This is a genomic window from Sphingomonas sp. Marseille-Q8236 (genome assembly GCF_965112005.1).
In genome coordinates this window covers 198,736-212,771 of sequence record NZ_CBCOPO010000003.1, presented here as the reverse complement: position 1 = coordinate 212,771, position 14,036 = coordinate 198,736, and the positions used below count along the sequence as shown (strand labels likewise).

The window sequence follows — 14,036 nt, the reverse complement described above, 5'->3', positions numbered from 1 at the left end:
TCGGCGTTTTCGCCGTTCCCGGCAGTCTAGCGGCAGCGGAACATAGCATCAACGCCAACTGCCCCGAGGCGGACTGAAGGCTTCAGAACGGACGAGGTCCGGGGCCCTGAACAAGCGGATTGCCGTCAGCCCGGTTGACATTATACCTAAATGGATATAGGCCTTCTTCCATCGTCAACGGAGATGGAGAATGCGCGAACTGGAGTGGATGGGTAGTAGCAGGGACGACCTGGTCGACATGCCCGAGGATGTCCGAAGCGAGTTTGGACACGGCCTCTACCTAGCCCAGCTTGGAATGAGACACGTCAACGCCAAGCCGTACGGCTCGAGTATCGAGCTAATTGAGCGGTACGACGGCGACACCTATCGCTGCATCTACAACGTCAAGATCGACGACGATATCTACGTTCTCCACGCCTTCCAGAAAAAGTCGACGAGCGGCATCGCCGTTCCGAAGCACCAGAAGGAAACGATCGAAGCTCGACTGAAAGCGGCTCAAAGATTGGCTGCCGAGAAGAGAGCGCTACGCAAACAAGCCTTATAAAGGACCCCGACATGGCAGTCGAGCATGTGACCTCCAGTGGCAACGTCTTCGCGGATCTCGGCCTTTCGGATCCGGAAGGTCGTTTGGTGAAGTCCAAGCTCGCCGCCGCTCTTCAGCGAAGCATGGGCGAACTGGGGCTGACGCAGACCGCTGCCTCTGCTCGCATGGGCATGCCACAGCCCAAGCTTTCCAAGATCCTCCGCGGCCGTTTCGACGGCATCAGCGAAGCTTACATCACCGACGGGCTCCGGAAACTCGGCCACGATGTCGAGATTTGGGTCCGGCCGCGACATGAGGGGATCGGCGCGGTGCGGGTGCTGGAAACAGCCTAACCGCGTCGATCTGTGAGCGGCTCTCCTTGTGGGCGGCTAGAGAGTCTGGGGGTGACGCTTGGCGTCTTTTGGAATGACCTATCTGTCGCCGGACGCGATGCGCGAGGCGCGCAAATTCATGAACTCGGACCAGAAAGGGATTCGGGACGAGATCGGGTTCCTGATCGTCCACCAGCGTTACGCCGATCGGTTCTTTCCCGGCACGTCAGTCCTGCATACCCGCTTGCGCTATGTCCTCTTCGTGCCCTGGCTCTACCGCGATGAGCACCTCAAACCAGCCAAGGGGCAACGCGCACAGGAAAGCGTGAAGCGGCGCGAATATTTGCTTACCGGGCGCCTGATCAACGAGCCGGGCGGTGTGATCGGCAGCCGCAACTATCCCTCTCCGGTCGAGCAGCGTCCCAGCCAGGTCTATTGGGGTGCGCTGCAACGCTGGGGGCTGGTGCGCGAGCAGGAAGGCAGCGGTCCGCTTAGCCGCTATCAGGTCGAGCGGATGGTCGCGGGTAAGCCGGGCGCGCTACTGAAGGACGACGAAGGGACGCCGCTCGGAGGAGGTTCCTGGCCGTTCGTCGTTCCGGAACCGGCCGACGATTGGTACGGGGAGGGCGAGGGTACGCTGAGCTTCGATCTCACTCGTAGCGAGCGGAAGTTCCTCGCCAAACGCCTGCGAAGCCTGACGTCGCCCAGAAATCCCGGGGCGAGATCGATCTTCTCGCTGCTGGTCGGGCACGACGTGTCGTCGAGCCGTACTGCTTGGGGTCCACAAGTCCGGGACCTTGCGGAAACCGAACGGCCAGCGCTTGAGCGGGCCGGCCACGCCGCTGCTCTCGCCGCGATCGGCCGCGGCGTTTACGCCGCCCAAGTGGAGACGCTGTGCGAGGAGCTGGACCGTAGCAAGCGCTCCGATACGCAACGCGCGGCACTGACCGGCATCGTCCAGCGCTGGAAGGCCCAGGCCGCTCGCCTGGACTGGCCAGCTTTTCTCGACGATATGACGGACCGGACCGAGTTGGCTCCCGTCGTCTCTGTTGCGCTTCAGGACACGCTCGCATGGGTACGCGCCGGACACACCGATCCGATGCGGTTGGAGCGCGTGTACCGTGACGCCGAAGAGGCGCGAAAGGGGCGACGAGCGCGGCTCTCACGCAGCCAGTTCGGCGTCGATCAGCGTGCGGACTGGGACAATGATCACCATCCGCTGGGTGCGCCGCTTCATTACCGCTGGGACCGGGTGCAGATGCTGCTGCAGGACCTCGTCGGCGCATGAGAAGGGCGCCGAAGGACTTCCCCGGCCAGGCCTTTCTTGAGCTCCTGCGGCCACCCAAGCTGACCACAACCCGCTTGGCCCTGTTCGCCGCCTACTCCGCCGACCCGATCGTTCTTGGGGGCGCTCTGTTGAATCTCCACGCCCGCGGCCGCGACAATGCGCGCGGCAACAAGTCCGACTTCGCCGGCGCGATCGAGGCCTTGCGCGAACGGGTGCGCTTCATTGTCCAGCGCGGGCGCATCCATCGTGGACCGAGGCTCCCGAAGATCGCGGCCGTGCTCGACCAGTTCGTGGTGGAGATGCCCTATCGGGAAAGCGCGAACAGCTGGCACCCGAAGGCTGCGTTGATCTGCTATCAAGCGGAGGGATTGCCACGGTTCTGGCGGCTTTGGGTCGGCAGCCGCAACCTGACCATGAGCCGTGACCTGGATCTCGGGCTGGTGTTGGACGGCGAAAGCCGCCGCAGGAAGGGGAGCCAGGTCGTCGATGGCATCGATGCGCTGGGTGTAACCCTCGCGCGCGCAGCCAAGCTGCCCGACGTCGATCCGGACGATCTCGCGAAGGAGCTCAGGGCCGTGCGCTGGATCGCGCCGGACGACATCGATGTGTCACGGATCGACCTCTGGACGCGCGGCTCGGAGCCGATCGCTCCGCTCGATGCGACGTCCGGAGACAAGATCGTCGTCCTGAGCCCGTTCCTCTGCGATGCTTTCGCACGATCCCTTGCCGATATGACCAAGGCAAGCGCGGACCGCACTCTGGTGACGACGCTGCCGGCGCTGCGCAAGCTTGGCAATGACGGCCGCGCGGGTCTTTCCGACTTCAAGTTGTTGGCGCTTGGGGCACCGATCCCGGACGGAGACGACGTCGCTGAGGTTGAGCTGATAGGGCGGGAGCCGGCAACGGACGAGGAAGACGAAGGTTCGGGCGGCGCTAGTCATTCGGGGCTGCACGCCAAGCTGTTCGCGGCGATCCAGGGCGAGCGGATCGAGATCGTCGCCGGCAGCGCCAATGCCACCGACCGGGCTTGGTCGGGCCGCAATGCGGAAGTCGCCGCCCGCTTCACCGGCGGCAGCGCCGAGATCGACGGCGTCCTGGCGATCGTCGGGTCAGCGACACCGGTATCCGATGCTCTCCTGCAGACGCTGACGGAAACAGAAGCTGACGCAGCCGAACTTGCTCTCGAAAGGCTGCGCTGGACGCTTGCGGACACGTCACTCAGCCTGGACCGCAACGGCAGGGAGTATCGTCTCACCTCTGGCGAAGTCGTGCCGCTGCCGCCCTCAGCTCAGTTGGAAGCAGGGCTCGCCACGATGGCGCTCCACCGCTGGCAGCCCGGCGTGACGCACATCGAGCTCGGAGAGGTTCCGTTGTCCCTGCAAACGGATCTTGTTCAGTTTCGGCTGACGATCGGGGATCTGCCGCCGGCGTCATGGCTCCTGCGCGTGCCGGTGGTCCCCTCGATCGACGCGGAGCGGGACGCTGCCGCGATCAGCCGCTTTCTGAGCGTCGACGGCCTGCAGGCGTGGCTGCGCGAGATGCTCGAGGGTGGAGCAGGGGCGGGGAGCGAGGACGACTGGGACACGGAGCCGGAAGCGGTTGCGCCCAAGCGGAGCAGCTGGAAGCATGACGGGCTCGCGCTCGAGGATATCCTGACCGCCTGGGCCAAGGACCAGACCAACAAGTCCGGTTCGTTGAAGCGTGTCGATGCCGTGATCGACCGCTATGTGGCTGCGGTCCTGGCTCATGGCGAGCACCTTACGCAGGCGGACAGAGACGATCTGACCGCCCTCCAGCAGACTTGGCGCATCGCGCGCGAGGTCCTGATCGCAAGATGAGCAGCACACCGCGCGCCTTTCAGAACGCGACGGTAGGCGCTGCCGTAGCCGCGCTGACCGGTAATGGCAGTCGCCGCTTTCTGGTGGCCGACGAGGTCGGCCTCGGCAAGACGACAGTCGCTCGGGAGGTCGTCCGGCAGCTGTCGCGTGGCGGTAGGAAGAAGTTTACGGTCTACTACGTCACCAGCAATGCCCGTGTCTCCGACCAGAACGCGGCGCGTCTGGTCGACTTTCTGGATGACAAGCGCGCCAGGCTGCGGGCCCTTTCCAAGGTCGATCGGCTGTCGATGATCCCGCTCGATCAACGGCCGAACGACAAGGAGCCGCCATCGCCGCTCCGGCTCTATTCGCTGTCTCCTCAGACCTCCTTCCCGCCCGAAGGCACACGACCGACACCTGGCGCTGCGGTCGAGCGTGCCTTTTTGAGCCTGCTGCTCGAGCGCGCCGTGCCGGGGATATTGGAGACACTCCCCGAGCGCTTCATCCAACAGCGCGCGACCGTAAGCTGGGAGGGCGCCTGCCGTACTGCGCAGCGGCTGATGGGCGGCATCGATCCGAAGCTTGTCGGCACCTTCCGCACCGCGCTCAAGTCGCGCTTCAATCCGGAGGGTAAACGTCCGGGTCTTCGCGAACGCATCGCGACAGCCGCACAGACAAAGCCCGAGGCGCGGACGCTGACGGTGTTGCGCCGCCTTCTTGCGGAGGCATGTCTCGAGGCGACCCCGCCGGACCTTATCGTCTTCGACGAATTTCAGCGCTTCCGCGAGCTGCTGGCACCTTCGAAAAGCGACCGGCTGGGGCGCGCCCTTCTTGGAATCGGCTCGAAAAAGCCTGCCATGCTGCTTTTGTCGGCCACACCCTATCGCCTGTATGGCGAGTCCTGGGACGGAAAAGACGGTCCTCAGGCTCACGAGGAGCTTTTCGACACGATCGAGTTTCTGACGCGCAGCACCGCCGTGCGGGAGGACGCCGAGCAGCTCTTTGCCAGCTTCGGCGAGATCCTGCGTGCGATCGGTGACGCAGAGGGTGACACCATCGATCCGCTTCTGAAGGAGCGTGCGGAAGCGACGCGCGACCGGATCGACCGCCTGCTGCGCCCCTGCATAGCACGTACCGAGCGCCCGCCCTCTATAGGCCTGGATCACCGCACCCGCCGCGATCCGCTGGCCCTTGCCCCCGGCGATCTTCATACCTTCCGGCACTTCGCCAGCAAGGTGTCCGACCGGAACAAGACCGCGGCCTCTGCCTACTGGCTGTCCGTCCCACTACCGGCGCAGGCGCTCGGGTCCCGTTACAAGATCGCCGACAAGGTCGAGTTCGGCCGCCAACCGGGCGTGCCGGTGCTGCGCTCTGCACGACGCACCGGCGACGGCAAGGACGGCTGGGGCAGCCCGAAGCTCCGAGCCCTTCGCGAGATCGCGCGAGCACCCGATCTCGCGCTCCCTTGGGTTGCCCCTTCCATGCAGTGGTGGCCGCTTGCAGGTCCCTGGGCGCACAGCCCGGCGCAGAAAACGCTTCTGTTCAGCCGTTTTCGCGCCACCCCGCAGAGTGTTGCATCCTTGATCAGCCTCGGTGTCGAGGACGCTTACCTCGACGCCGGACCAACCGCCCGCCGGCGACCCTGGGAAAGCAAGCGGCTGGCTCCGCAGTCCGGCCTGCCCGTGATGTCGTTGTTCCATCCATCGCCGTTTCTGATCCGGGCGACCGATCCTTTGAAGGGCAACCATTCGTCCGCCCGCTACGCGCTGCGCACGGTCATCGGACAATTACGGAAGGCGCTCAGGGATCAGAAGGTCGAGATCCGCAGCAAGCCGAAGAAGGACGCCGAACGGGCACGTCCGCTTTGGAACCTCCTTGCCGCGATCGAGCGAAAGTCCGGCGATTTCGCGGCATCCCAGGCGGCATGGAACGAGACGGCGGGGGCTGAGGCAGTGCTCGGGCGCATCGTCACCGAGCGCAACCACGTCGAGAGTATCGACTGGATCAGCGCCAAGGAGCTGCAACGCTTGGCCGAGATCGCCTTGGCCTCACCGGCGGTCGCTGTCGGCCGCGCACTGCTCCGGCACTTTCCGGCGGCCATCGAGGCAGACCACCTTTCGAAGCTCGTCTCGTTCTGCTGGCACAGGCTGCGCCCCTATCTCGACAACCGGGTGTTCTGGGGCCGGCTGGGCGACGGCAATCCCACCGAGGTGCTGATGGCGGCGGTCCGCGACGGCGGGCTCGAGAGCGTGCTCGACGAGCATTTTTGGCTAGCGCAAGGGCAGACCGACGCCCCGAACCTTCTCGATGAGCTGGCATCGGCGCTGCACGCCTCGCTCGGTTGGTTCACCTTTCGTGGGATCCCGACAACATCGAGCTCAATCCGCCTTCGTTGCCACGCTGCCGTGCCGTTCAGCGGCACCGAAAGCGGGGATGCCGAATCAGCACAACGCGCGTTGAGCGAGCCTGAAGCCGAAGCGCCGCCACGCGCTGAAAGCCTCCGGCGCGCGTTCAACACGCCATTCTGGCCCCATGTGCTCGCGACGACCTCGATCGGTCAGGAAGGGCTCGACTTCCATAGCTGGTGCCGACGCATCGTTCACTGGGATTTGCCATCTAACCCGGTCGACCTTGAACAGCGTGAAGGTCGCATATTGCGCTATGGTGGTCTCCTTGTACGACGTCCGCTCGGCGCGCTGGTGCGGAACGACGCTGTGGCCGCGGCAGGTACCGGTTGCTCGCCCTGGACGGAGGCCGCAGCGTTGGGCGAGCTCCTGTTTCAAGACGGCACCGGGCTGGCACCCTGGTGGACGTTCAAGCATGCCGATATCGATCGCCACGTGCTTGCATTGTCGAGGAGCCGTGACATCGCACGGTTCGACTACCTCCAGCGTCAGCGTTTGCTCTATCGCCTCGCGCTCGGCCAGCCGAACCAGGAGGATCTGGTCAATCATCTGGCGAGAGGCAGCGATGCGAAGATCGCCGAACTGAGCGCATTGGCTCTGGACCTGAGGCCGCGCTGAAGTCGACCGTTGGTCTCAGTCTACGGGGCCGGTGAGAGGATGGTCAAAATCGTACGCTCTCATGACTGCCATCCGAGACGCTGGCCGAGTTTACCTTGTCGCTGGCCGCAAGACCAGCGTTCGCATTGACCTTGGCGGGTGTGCCGCGGACGCCTGATCGACGACGATTGATCATGCTCTCATCCGCGGGTTGGTTACCGCACTACCCGTATCCGTCGCTGGGCCTATCCTCCGTCTAAGTTCGGGCGTCGGACGAACCTGCCCCACCGTACACCGTGGATTGCCCATCACAGTCGGGTGCCCGCGGCACGCCGGCCAAGGCTATGCAGTTGGTGCCCTGGCGCCTCCTCCTGGAATTGTTCTGTGTGGATCAGCCGGCTATCGCTGGCGACACTCGACGGGCGATGTCCCAGGCATAGCCGACCAATTCACGCGCGATCGCGGTGGTCACCTTGGGCTGGGGCTTTCCGGTGGCCGCCAGGCGACGGTAGCGCTGGCACAGGCGAACCTGCGCCTTCCACCCGATCGCTTGGATGTCCTCGGGCAAGTCGATGACCCGTTCACGGTAGCGTCGCTCCTCGCGAGCGGGCAGCCGATACGACCAGCCCGCCTCGATCAACATCGTCCGTGCTTGCGCGTTGCCCGCGCGGGTAATCCGGCCCCGCTTGGTCTTGGCACCGCTGGAGTGCTCGGACGGCACCAGGCCGACATACGCCATCAGTTGCTTGGGATTGTCGAAGCGGGTGAGGTCGCCCACCTCGGCGACCAGCGTTGCGGCACTGACCAGCCTGATACCGCGCAGGACCTGCAGATTGCGGACCAGCGGCGCAAAACACCACGCATCCACCGCTTCAGCCAGCGCCGCCTCCAGGCGCGCGACCCGTGCCTGGACCTCCAGCACCCGCTTCTGCATTTCCTCGAATGCCAGCTGCTGGTGGGGAAACTCAAACCGCTGCTCGGACAACCACCGCCAGTACATTTTCGTCCAAGCCGCCTTGCCGCCAAAACGACGATCATGCCGCAACAGGAAGCTGCGCACCGTCTGCTTGGCCCCGATGGCATCGTCCTGCGCGCTGCGTCGCGCGCGGATGAGATCGCGTACCGCCTCGTGCGCTTCGTCCGGCACCCAGATCGCGGTGAGTTCGCCGGCGCGTAGCAGCCGCGCCAGGGTCATCGCGTCACGCCGGTCCGTCTTAACATGGTCGCCCGGGCGTCGCGGCATCATCGAGGGGGCGATGACGATGCAATTCTGTCCCAGCTTCGACAGCAGCCGATGCAAGCCATACCCACAGGGTCCCGCTTCGTAGCAGACGTTCAACGTCACACCCGGTCCCGTCAGCCGCTTGACCAGCTTCCTGATCGCATCGTCCTCGTTGGCGACCGTGCCGACGAAACGTACCTCGCCTCCGCGTTCCCCATCGGCAACCGCGACCGCGATGGTTTCCTTATGAACGTCCAGACCAACGTATTTCACTGCCTCCGTCATGACTCGTCTCCGCTGCTGACAAATCCATCATCAGCATCTCAGATTCGAGCCTCCGAGGCTCCGGCAGTCATGGGGTCTAAGGGTCCGGCGTTAGCATGTCATTCCGCCCCAAGCCGGACCGATTACGGTGCATAGATCGCATGACGGGTTAGGTGACACCGCCTGATGGAATTACGCGGGGCAGGCGCCGTCACGCATACGCTCGTTTGCGGAGCGTCCCGTTTCTCCATGTCCAGCGGGCAGTTTCGGGAAAGCGTATTCGGGAACAGGTTTCGGGAAAGCCGGTCGGTCACTACGGGGCACGGGCTGTCCAACGCTCCGGCCGTCTCGATGATCGTTCCCAATCGAGAAATGAACCAGCTCTAGTGTCTTGCTATGGCAATACACATTGATTATGGTTTGGTGGAAAGGCGATGGTTGAGACGTTGGCTGGTGGATTGATCCGATATACCTTGGGCGCGGCGCTGCTCGTGGTAGGCACTTCTGCCGCAGCAGCAGGGCCTTGGGTGCCGATGGCAACGGCGGGCAAGGCTGCTGACGGTATCTGGCGCTCACGCGGCTACGGGCACATCCTCGTCGTGAGGAATGGAGTGCGTACGATCTACCATGTCGCCGGTGCGTTCTGTTATCGCGGTCAGGGTAGCCATCCCGACGACGATGCCTACCGCCTGGTGTCCATCAAAGGACAGAGCAGTCTCGTATTTGCCGCCTCACCCGATAAGACCCACTATGCCTTCGATCGCATCGACGCTCTGCCGCGTCGCTGTACCGAGCAACGCAGATGGACGGCCCACGATATCGGGAGGGTTATCGCGGCGACGTTCGCCGACCTCTACCCCGGCTTCGGCCGGCGAGGCAGGACGCCAGCCGCTTTGACCGCCGCCCTTGCGACTACGGACGCTTCAGCTCCCGGCACGGCCTTTTTCAAGCAAACCACTCGGGCGCTCGCCAGCCTAGATGATGCCCATGTCGGTTTGCAGGCCAGGATCGACGGCGTAGATCATGATTTCGAGGGCGGCGAAGCTCGGACCGTCGTGAGCGCCCGAGCCGATCCGGCATTGGGTCCCGATCCCGCGCAGCGGGAACGGGCTTGGTCGAAGTCGTACCGTGAGGGGATCACTAGCCTGCTCGATGGCGGCGGGCGCCAAGTCGCCAACCGCCGCATCCTGTGGGGGACGATCGGGCAGATCGGCTATATCAACATCGTCTCCATGGGCGCGTTCGATAAGGATGCGCCCCCTGATGACACGAAGGCGCTGGATGCCGCGCTGGACGAGGCTCTTGCCGCCTTTCAGGGGCTTCCCGGCATGATCGTGGATGTCACGAATAACCGTGGCGGGTACGACGCGATCAGCCTCCATATCGCCAGTCGGTTCGCGGCAGGGCGACGGCTAGCCTTTTCGAAACGGGCCATCGGGGCGAACGGCCCTTACCAACGGTTTGAGGTCGTGCCGTCTGAGCGTATTCACTTTCTCGGCAAGGTCGCGTTGCTGACCAGCGACGTGACAGTCAGCGCGGGCGAAACCTTCACCCTCGCAATGCGGGCGTTACCGAACGTGGTGCAGATCGGCGGCCGAACCCGAGGTGCGTTGTCCGATCAGCTTACCAAGCCCCTTCCGAACGGTTGGACGCTCACGTTACCCGCGGAGGATTACCGCGATCCCGATGGACGTTCGGCGGAAGGAGTCGGTATTGACCCCGCACGATCCTTATCCCCCTTCAATCCCGACCATCGGACCATGATTCAACAGGTCGTGCAGGGCCTGTTACTTCGCAGCTAAGCGGGTCTTCGGTTTCCCGATCAACGATCCCAATCGGGAATGCCCATCCCGAGTTCCATGATGTATCGAGGCGCGACCCTGCGAGCGTCCTTTGCTGCCGATGCCTGACGCGGAGTCAGGACGGAAGTTCGATCTTGCTGAACGCGGCACATCGGTCGAGAAGCCGACGCGCCAGGGCGGGATCGTGCGCCTCCGGGTTGGCCGCCCGCTCCTCCAGGTGATAAAAATAGCGGCCAGATCGCATCGCCGCGGGATCGTTGGAGACCGCCAGCCAAGCTTGGGTGCGATGTGCCTGGTCCATGTCGTCGGGCGCGCCCGCACCGCCCATCCGCGTCGGTACCCACCCCGGCTCCAGCGCGTTCGAGATCGTATCCGGCCATTGTCGCGCGATGGCGAAGGCCAGCATCGCATCGTACAACTTGCTCTCGGCGTAGGCGGTCGAGCCATTCCAACGGCGCCGCTCCCAAAGCATGTCGTCGATCTCCGTGCGGACATGGTGGTGCATACCTGAGCTGAGATAGATCAACCGTCGCGGCCGATGCATCAGCGCGGTCAGAGCGTAGGGCGCCAGCACATTGGTCGCGAACAGGGCTGGAAGCCCGTCCGCCGTGATGTCGCGGCGCGGTTCGCGGTAGCCGATCGCGACGTTGTGGATCACCGCGTCGAACGATCCAAACGCGTTCACCTGCGCCGCGACCGCCCGCATCCCGGCCAGCGTCGCAACATCCCCTTCCACCATACCGGCCACAGCCGGCAGAGCGGCGCGCGTAGCCGCCGCCCTCGCCGCGTCGCGAGCATGAAGGACGACCTCATGCCCGCCTTCCGCGAGCAATTGCCCGGTCATGAGGCCCAGCCCTTGGGCGGAGCCGGTAATGAAGATGCGCGCCATGATGACCTCCTTCAGCTCCGCGCACAAAGGTCGGAGACGACCTCTGCCATATCGACGGTACCGACCGCCGGTTCGATGCCGGCGCCCTCGCCGGCAAATTCAATCCAGCCTTCGTTGAAGCCGTCGAGCATCGCCATGCGCGCCTGCGGGTGTCGCATTCCCTCGGCGCGGAAGCGTGCTTCCCATGTCGCGCGTGCCACGGGCACCGCCTGCACCGGCCGGCCAAGTGCCTCCGAGAATGCTGCAGCAAGGTCGTCCGGGCTGACCTTGCGGGGACCACGCAACTCGACGACGCGACGCTCCTGCAAATCTCCCCGCAGCAGTTCGGCCGCAACGCGGCCGATGTCGCGCACGCTCACCATGTCGATGGCACGGTCGGTCGGTTGCAGAAAGCTGTCGATCGCGCCTTCCCGCGCAGCGGCCACGTCCCACGCCGCATTCTCGATGAACCAGGCGGGGCGCAGGAAGGCGATCGGGACGCCGGGGTTGACCAAATCCTGCTCCAGCAGCCCGGCGTTGTTGAGCAGGTTGAAGCGGTCGATCTGGGCGCCAATGCTCGACAGGGCGACGACGCGGCCAGGCCGGGCATCGGCCAGCGCGCCAGCATAGGCGGCGACCATTGTGCGCGCAGCGGGGAAGCCCGGCGCAGGATCGTAGTCGGGCGGTACCATCAGGAAGGTGCCCGACGTTCCCGCCAGCGCCGCGGCGAGGCCTGCACGGTCCGTGGCGTCAGCGACGACCGCCACCTCGCACCCATACGCCGCCCAGGCCGCCCCCTTGTCTTCGTGGCGGACGACGGCACGAACTCGCTCACCCGCCTCCAGCAGGGCACGGGCGACTTCACCACCTACCTGACCCGTAATGCCCGTGACTGCGAACATGACCGTCTCCCTTCAATCGTCAGGACGAATTAGGCCATGGCAGACCTGTGCGTTAGACGGGTGTCACTCACAAAGCCTTTGACAGGAGGCAAAGATCACCGATGCGTGACACCAGACTGCTGGCAGACATCGGCACACTCGTCGCCGTCGTTGAGGCGGGTAGCTTTTCGGGCGGCGCCCGGTCGTTAGGGCTGACGCCGTCCGGCGCCAGTCGGGCGGTGGCGCGACTGGAGGGCCGAATCGGCGCCCGGCTGCTCGACCGGACAACGCGCAGCTTGCGCCTGACGGAGGCAGGGCAGCGCCTTCACACGCTGGCGCGGCCCCACCTCGCCGGGCTGGAGGAGGCGGCGACGATTGCGAGCGGTGTGGCGCAGGTCGTGTCCGGCCGCGTCAGGGTCGCGATCAATTCGATCGTGCTGCGACACCTGATCGCGCCGGCCTTGCCAACCCTCGCCGACCGTCATCCGGGCTTGCATGTCGAGTTCGTCGTGGGTGACGCCGGCGACCTGACCCGGAGCGGCATTGATCTTGCGCTGCGCTTCGGGCCCCAGCCGTCGTCGGCAATGGCGTCGCGGCACCTGTTAGATACTCGGGTGCTGACGGTGGCCGCGCCCGGCTATGTCGCACGCCATGGTCGCCCGGAGACGCCCGCAGACTTGGCGGACCATGACTGCCTCCACTTCGTCGATCCGCAGCGGGACCGGCCATTCGAGTGGGAGTTCCGCCGCGACGGCGATACCCGGTCGGTCGCGGTGACGGGGCGCTATACCTTCGTTGATGTGGAAGCGATGGTAGTAGCCGCCTGCGCCAGCGCTGGCATCGCGCAGGTTCTGGCCCTCGGTACGGAGCGATTGGTTGCGGATGGCACGCTGATCGACCTGTTCCCGGACTGGCCGGGCGAGGTGTTTCCGCTCTACGCGGTTCGGCCCTCCCGCCGGCTCGCCCCGGCCGCGATCGAGGCGTTCATAGCCTTCTGCGTCGAGGTGGTTGCAACAACCCCGGTGGATAAGGTTACGGGGCGAGACGAAAGGACCCACACATGAAGGTGGAAGCGTTCGATCACATCGTGCTCAACGTGCGCGATGTGGAGGTTTCGGCGGCTTGGTACGCAAAGGCGCTCGGCATGGGCCGCCGGGATGCCGAGGCCGACAACGGGTCGACCCGGACGAGCATGATGTTCGGCGCCACCAAGATCAACCTGCGCCCCGTCTCCGTCTCCCAGGAGGCGTGGTTCACCGCGCGCACCCCCTCGCCGGGCAGCGCGGACCTGTGCTTCCTGACGGAAACCCCGCCCTGCACCGTGGCCGACCACTTCACGGCAATAGGCGTAGCGATCGAACAGGGCCCTGTGACCGAGAAAGGCGCGCGAGGCGCGATCCGCTCCGTCTACGTCCGCGATCCGGACGGTAACCTGATCGAAGTCTCCTCGTACGAATGAAGCCTTCGCTTTCCCGCTTGACCATCCTAATGGGAAAGCCGCGGCCGTCTCGTTGGTGGTTCCCCAACGGGAAGGCGAGACGTTGTGTCGGGAATATGCTACGACAATCCGTAAAGGAGCCGGTCTATGGGTATGCTGGTCGTTTCGGCAGTTTTTGTCGTGATACTTTCTGCCTTAGCTTACCGCGCGAACATACGCTTTCGTAACGAGCGCCGACTTCCAATGCAGTGGGGGATCACAGGGGCAGTAAACTGGTCCGCGCCCCGATCCGTTGCGCTTGCCTTCATACCGATCTTGGCAATCGGCGTTCTTGGCTTTCAGGTATTCATGGCATTGAATGTTCCTGCCCGAGCCGGGCAGGAGGCACTTGTATTCCCCGTGCTGGTCGGAACCGGTGCCACACTTGTCGCGGTGCAGCTTCTGCACCTTTGGTTGATCGAGAGGACTTTGCGCCACAACGCCGGGTAGGTCTTGCTCGCTCGACAGGTGGCTTTCCCGAAATTCGATCCCATGCGAGACGGGATCGCTATGCGTTGGGGTGTCATTCCGCCCCCAACCGGACCCGGCCACCAGCGGCG

Annotated in this window: 12 protein-coding genes; 9 read left to right on the top strand and 3 right to left on the bottom strand. The window is 64.6% G+C overall.

The window, feature by feature from the left end; translation table 11 throughout:
- Window positions 1-190: 190 nt before the first annotated feature.
- The 5 genes from ACWPWT_RS20030 (at window position 191) to ACWPWT_RS20010 (ending at window position 6,983) form a co-directional block, all read left to right on the top strand.
- A complete protein-coding gene (locus ACWPWT_RS20030; RefSeq protein WP_116462969.1) occupies window positions 191-544 on the top strand; it encodes a type II toxin-antitoxin system RelE/ParE family toxin in 354 nt (117 codons plus the stop codon).
- A gap of 11 nt (window positions 545-555) precedes the next feature.
- The gene (locus ACWPWT_RS20025) at window positions 556-876 is read left to right on the top strand and encodes a helix-turn-helix domain-containing protein (protein WP_063690326.1); all 321 of its coding nucleotides are present in this window, start codon (window positions 556-558) and stop codon (window positions 874-876) included.
- Window positions 877-949: 73 nt separating this feature from the next.
- Window positions 950-2,143, top strand: a complete 1,194-nt coding sequence (locus ACWPWT_RS20020) for a DUF6361 family protein (protein ID WP_116462968.1) — start codon at window positions 950-952, stop codon at window positions 2,141-2,143.
- 74 nt (window positions 2,144-2,217) lie between these two features.
- Window positions 2,218-3,981 (top strand): phospholipase D family protein, encoded by a 1,764-nt coding sequence (locus ACWPWT_RS20015; protein ID WP_116462967.1) that lies wholly within the window; start codon window positions 2,218-2,220, stop codon window positions 3,979-3,981.
- Window positions 3,978-6,983 carry a DEAD/DEAH box helicase gene (locus ACWPWT_RS20010; RefSeq protein WP_298280083.1) on the top strand — a complete coding sequence of 1,002 codons (3,006 nt, stop codon included), beginning with the start codon at window positions 3,978-3,980 and terminating at the stop codon, window positions 6,981-6,983. Before ACWPWT_RS20015 ends, ACWPWT_RS20010 begins: the two co-directional genes overlap by 4 nt.
- Before the next feature lie 370 nt (window positions 6,984-7,353).
- Here the strand turns inward: ACWPWT_RS20010 and ACWPWT_RS20005 are convergent, their stop codons facing one another.
- On the bottom strand, window positions 7,354-8,469 hold the full coding sequence (locus tag ACWPWT_RS20005) for an IS110 family RNA-guided transposase (RefSeq protein WP_285139443.1): 1,116 nt from the start codon (window positions 8,467-8,469) through the stop codon (window positions 7,354-7,356).
- Between the two features lie 413 nt (window positions 8,470-8,882).
- Here ACWPWT_RS20005 and ACWPWT_RS20000 point away from each other — a divergent pair, with 413 nt between their 5' ends.
- Window positions 8,883-10,250 (top strand): S41 family peptidase, encoded by a 1,368-nt coding sequence (locus ACWPWT_RS20000; RefSeq protein WP_298279766.1) that lies wholly within the window; start codon window positions 8,883-8,885, stop codon window positions 10,248-10,250.
- A gap of 115 nt (window positions 10,251-10,365) precedes the next feature.
- On the opposite strand, the gene ACWPWT_RS19995 is transcribed toward ACWPWT_RS20000, so the two are convergent.
- Together ACWPWT_RS19995 and ACWPWT_RS19990 are read right to left on the bottom strand one after the other, a co-directional pair.
- Window positions 10,366-11,139, bottom strand: a complete 774-nt coding sequence (locus ACWPWT_RS19995) for an SDR family NAD(P)-dependent oxidoreductase (RefSeq protein ID WP_273691606.1) — start codon at window positions 11,137-11,139, stop codon at window positions 10,366-10,368.
- An 11-nt stretch (window positions 11,140-11,150) separates the two neighbouring features.
- Window positions 11,151-12,020 carry an NmrA family NAD(P)-binding protein gene (locus tag ACWPWT_RS19990; RefSeq protein WP_273691604.1) on the bottom strand — a complete coding sequence of 290 codons (870 nt, stop codon included), beginning with the start codon at window positions 12,018-12,020 and terminating at the stop codon, window positions 11,151-11,153.
- 101 nt (window positions 12,021-12,121) lie between these two features.
- Between ACWPWT_RS19990 and ACWPWT_RS19985 the strand changes: the two genes are divergently transcribed.
- From ACWPWT_RS19985 to ACWPWT_RS19975, 3 genes are all read left to right on the top strand, one after another.
- Window positions 12,122-13,063 (top strand): LysR family transcriptional regulator, encoded by a 942-nt coding sequence (locus tag ACWPWT_RS19985; RefSeq protein ID WP_298279774.1) that lies wholly within the window; start codon window positions 12,122-12,124, stop codon window positions 13,061-13,063.
- Entirely contained in the window at window positions 13,060-13,458 is a 399-nt protein-coding gene (locus tag ACWPWT_RS19980; RefSeq protein ID WP_273691602.1) for a VOC family protein, read from the top strand. Before ACWPWT_RS19985 ends, ACWPWT_RS19980 begins: the two co-directional genes overlap by 4 nt.
- Before the next feature lie 126 nt (window positions 13,459-13,584).
- Window positions 13,585-13,926, top strand: a complete 342-nt coding sequence (locus ACWPWT_RS19975; RefSeq protein ID WP_273691600.1) for a hypothetical protein — start codon at window positions 13,585-13,587, stop codon at window positions 13,924-13,926.
- Window positions 13,927-14,036 lie beyond the last annotated feature (110 nt).

Bases quoted from the DNA above. Each gene is read 5' to 3' on its own strand.
- ACWPWT_RS19975 (WP_273691600.1), top strand. From the start codon at position 13,585: ATGGGTATGCTGGTCGTTTCGGCAGTTTTTGTCGTGATACTTTCTGCC.
- ACWPWT_RS20030 (WP_116462969.1), top strand. From the start codon at position 191: ATGCGCGAACTGGAGTGGATGGGTAGTAGCAGGGACGACCTGGTCGAC.
- ACWPWT_RS20025 (WP_063690326.1), top strand. From the start codon at position 556: ATGGCAGTCGAGCATGTGACCTCCAGTGGCAACGTCTTCGCGGATCTC.
- ACWPWT_RS19985 (WP_298279774.1), top strand. From the start codon at position 12,122: ATGCGTGACACCAGACTGCTGGCAGACATCGGCACACTCGTCGCCGTC.
- ACWPWT_RS19995 (WP_273691606.1), bottom strand. From the start codon at position 11,139: ATGGCGCGCATCTTCATTACCGGCTCCGCCCAAGGGCTGGGCCTCATG.
- ACWPWT_RS20000 (WP_298279766.1), top strand. From the start codon at position 8,883: ATGGTTGAGACGTTGGCTGGTGGATTGATCCGATATACCTTGGGCGCG.
- ACWPWT_RS19990 (WP_273691604.1), bottom strand. From the start codon at position 12,020: ATGTTCGCAGTCACGGGCATTACGGGTCAGGTAGGTGGTGAAGTCGCC.
- ACWPWT_RS20010 (WP_298280083.1), top strand. From the start codon at position 3,978: ATGAGCAGCACACCGCGCGCCTTTCAGAACGCGACGGTAGGCGCTGCC.
- ACWPWT_RS20020 (WP_116462968.1), top strand. From the start codon at position 950: ATGACCTATCTGTCGCCGGACGCGATGCGCGAGGCGCGCAAATTCATG.
- ACWPWT_RS20005 (WP_285139443.1), bottom strand. From the start codon at position 8,469: ATGACGGAGGCAGTGAAATACGTTGGTCTGGACGTTCATAAGGAAACC.
- ACWPWT_RS19980 (WP_273691602.1), top strand. From the start codon at position 13,060: ATGAAGGTGGAAGCGTTCGATCACATCGTGCTCAACGTGCGCGATGTG.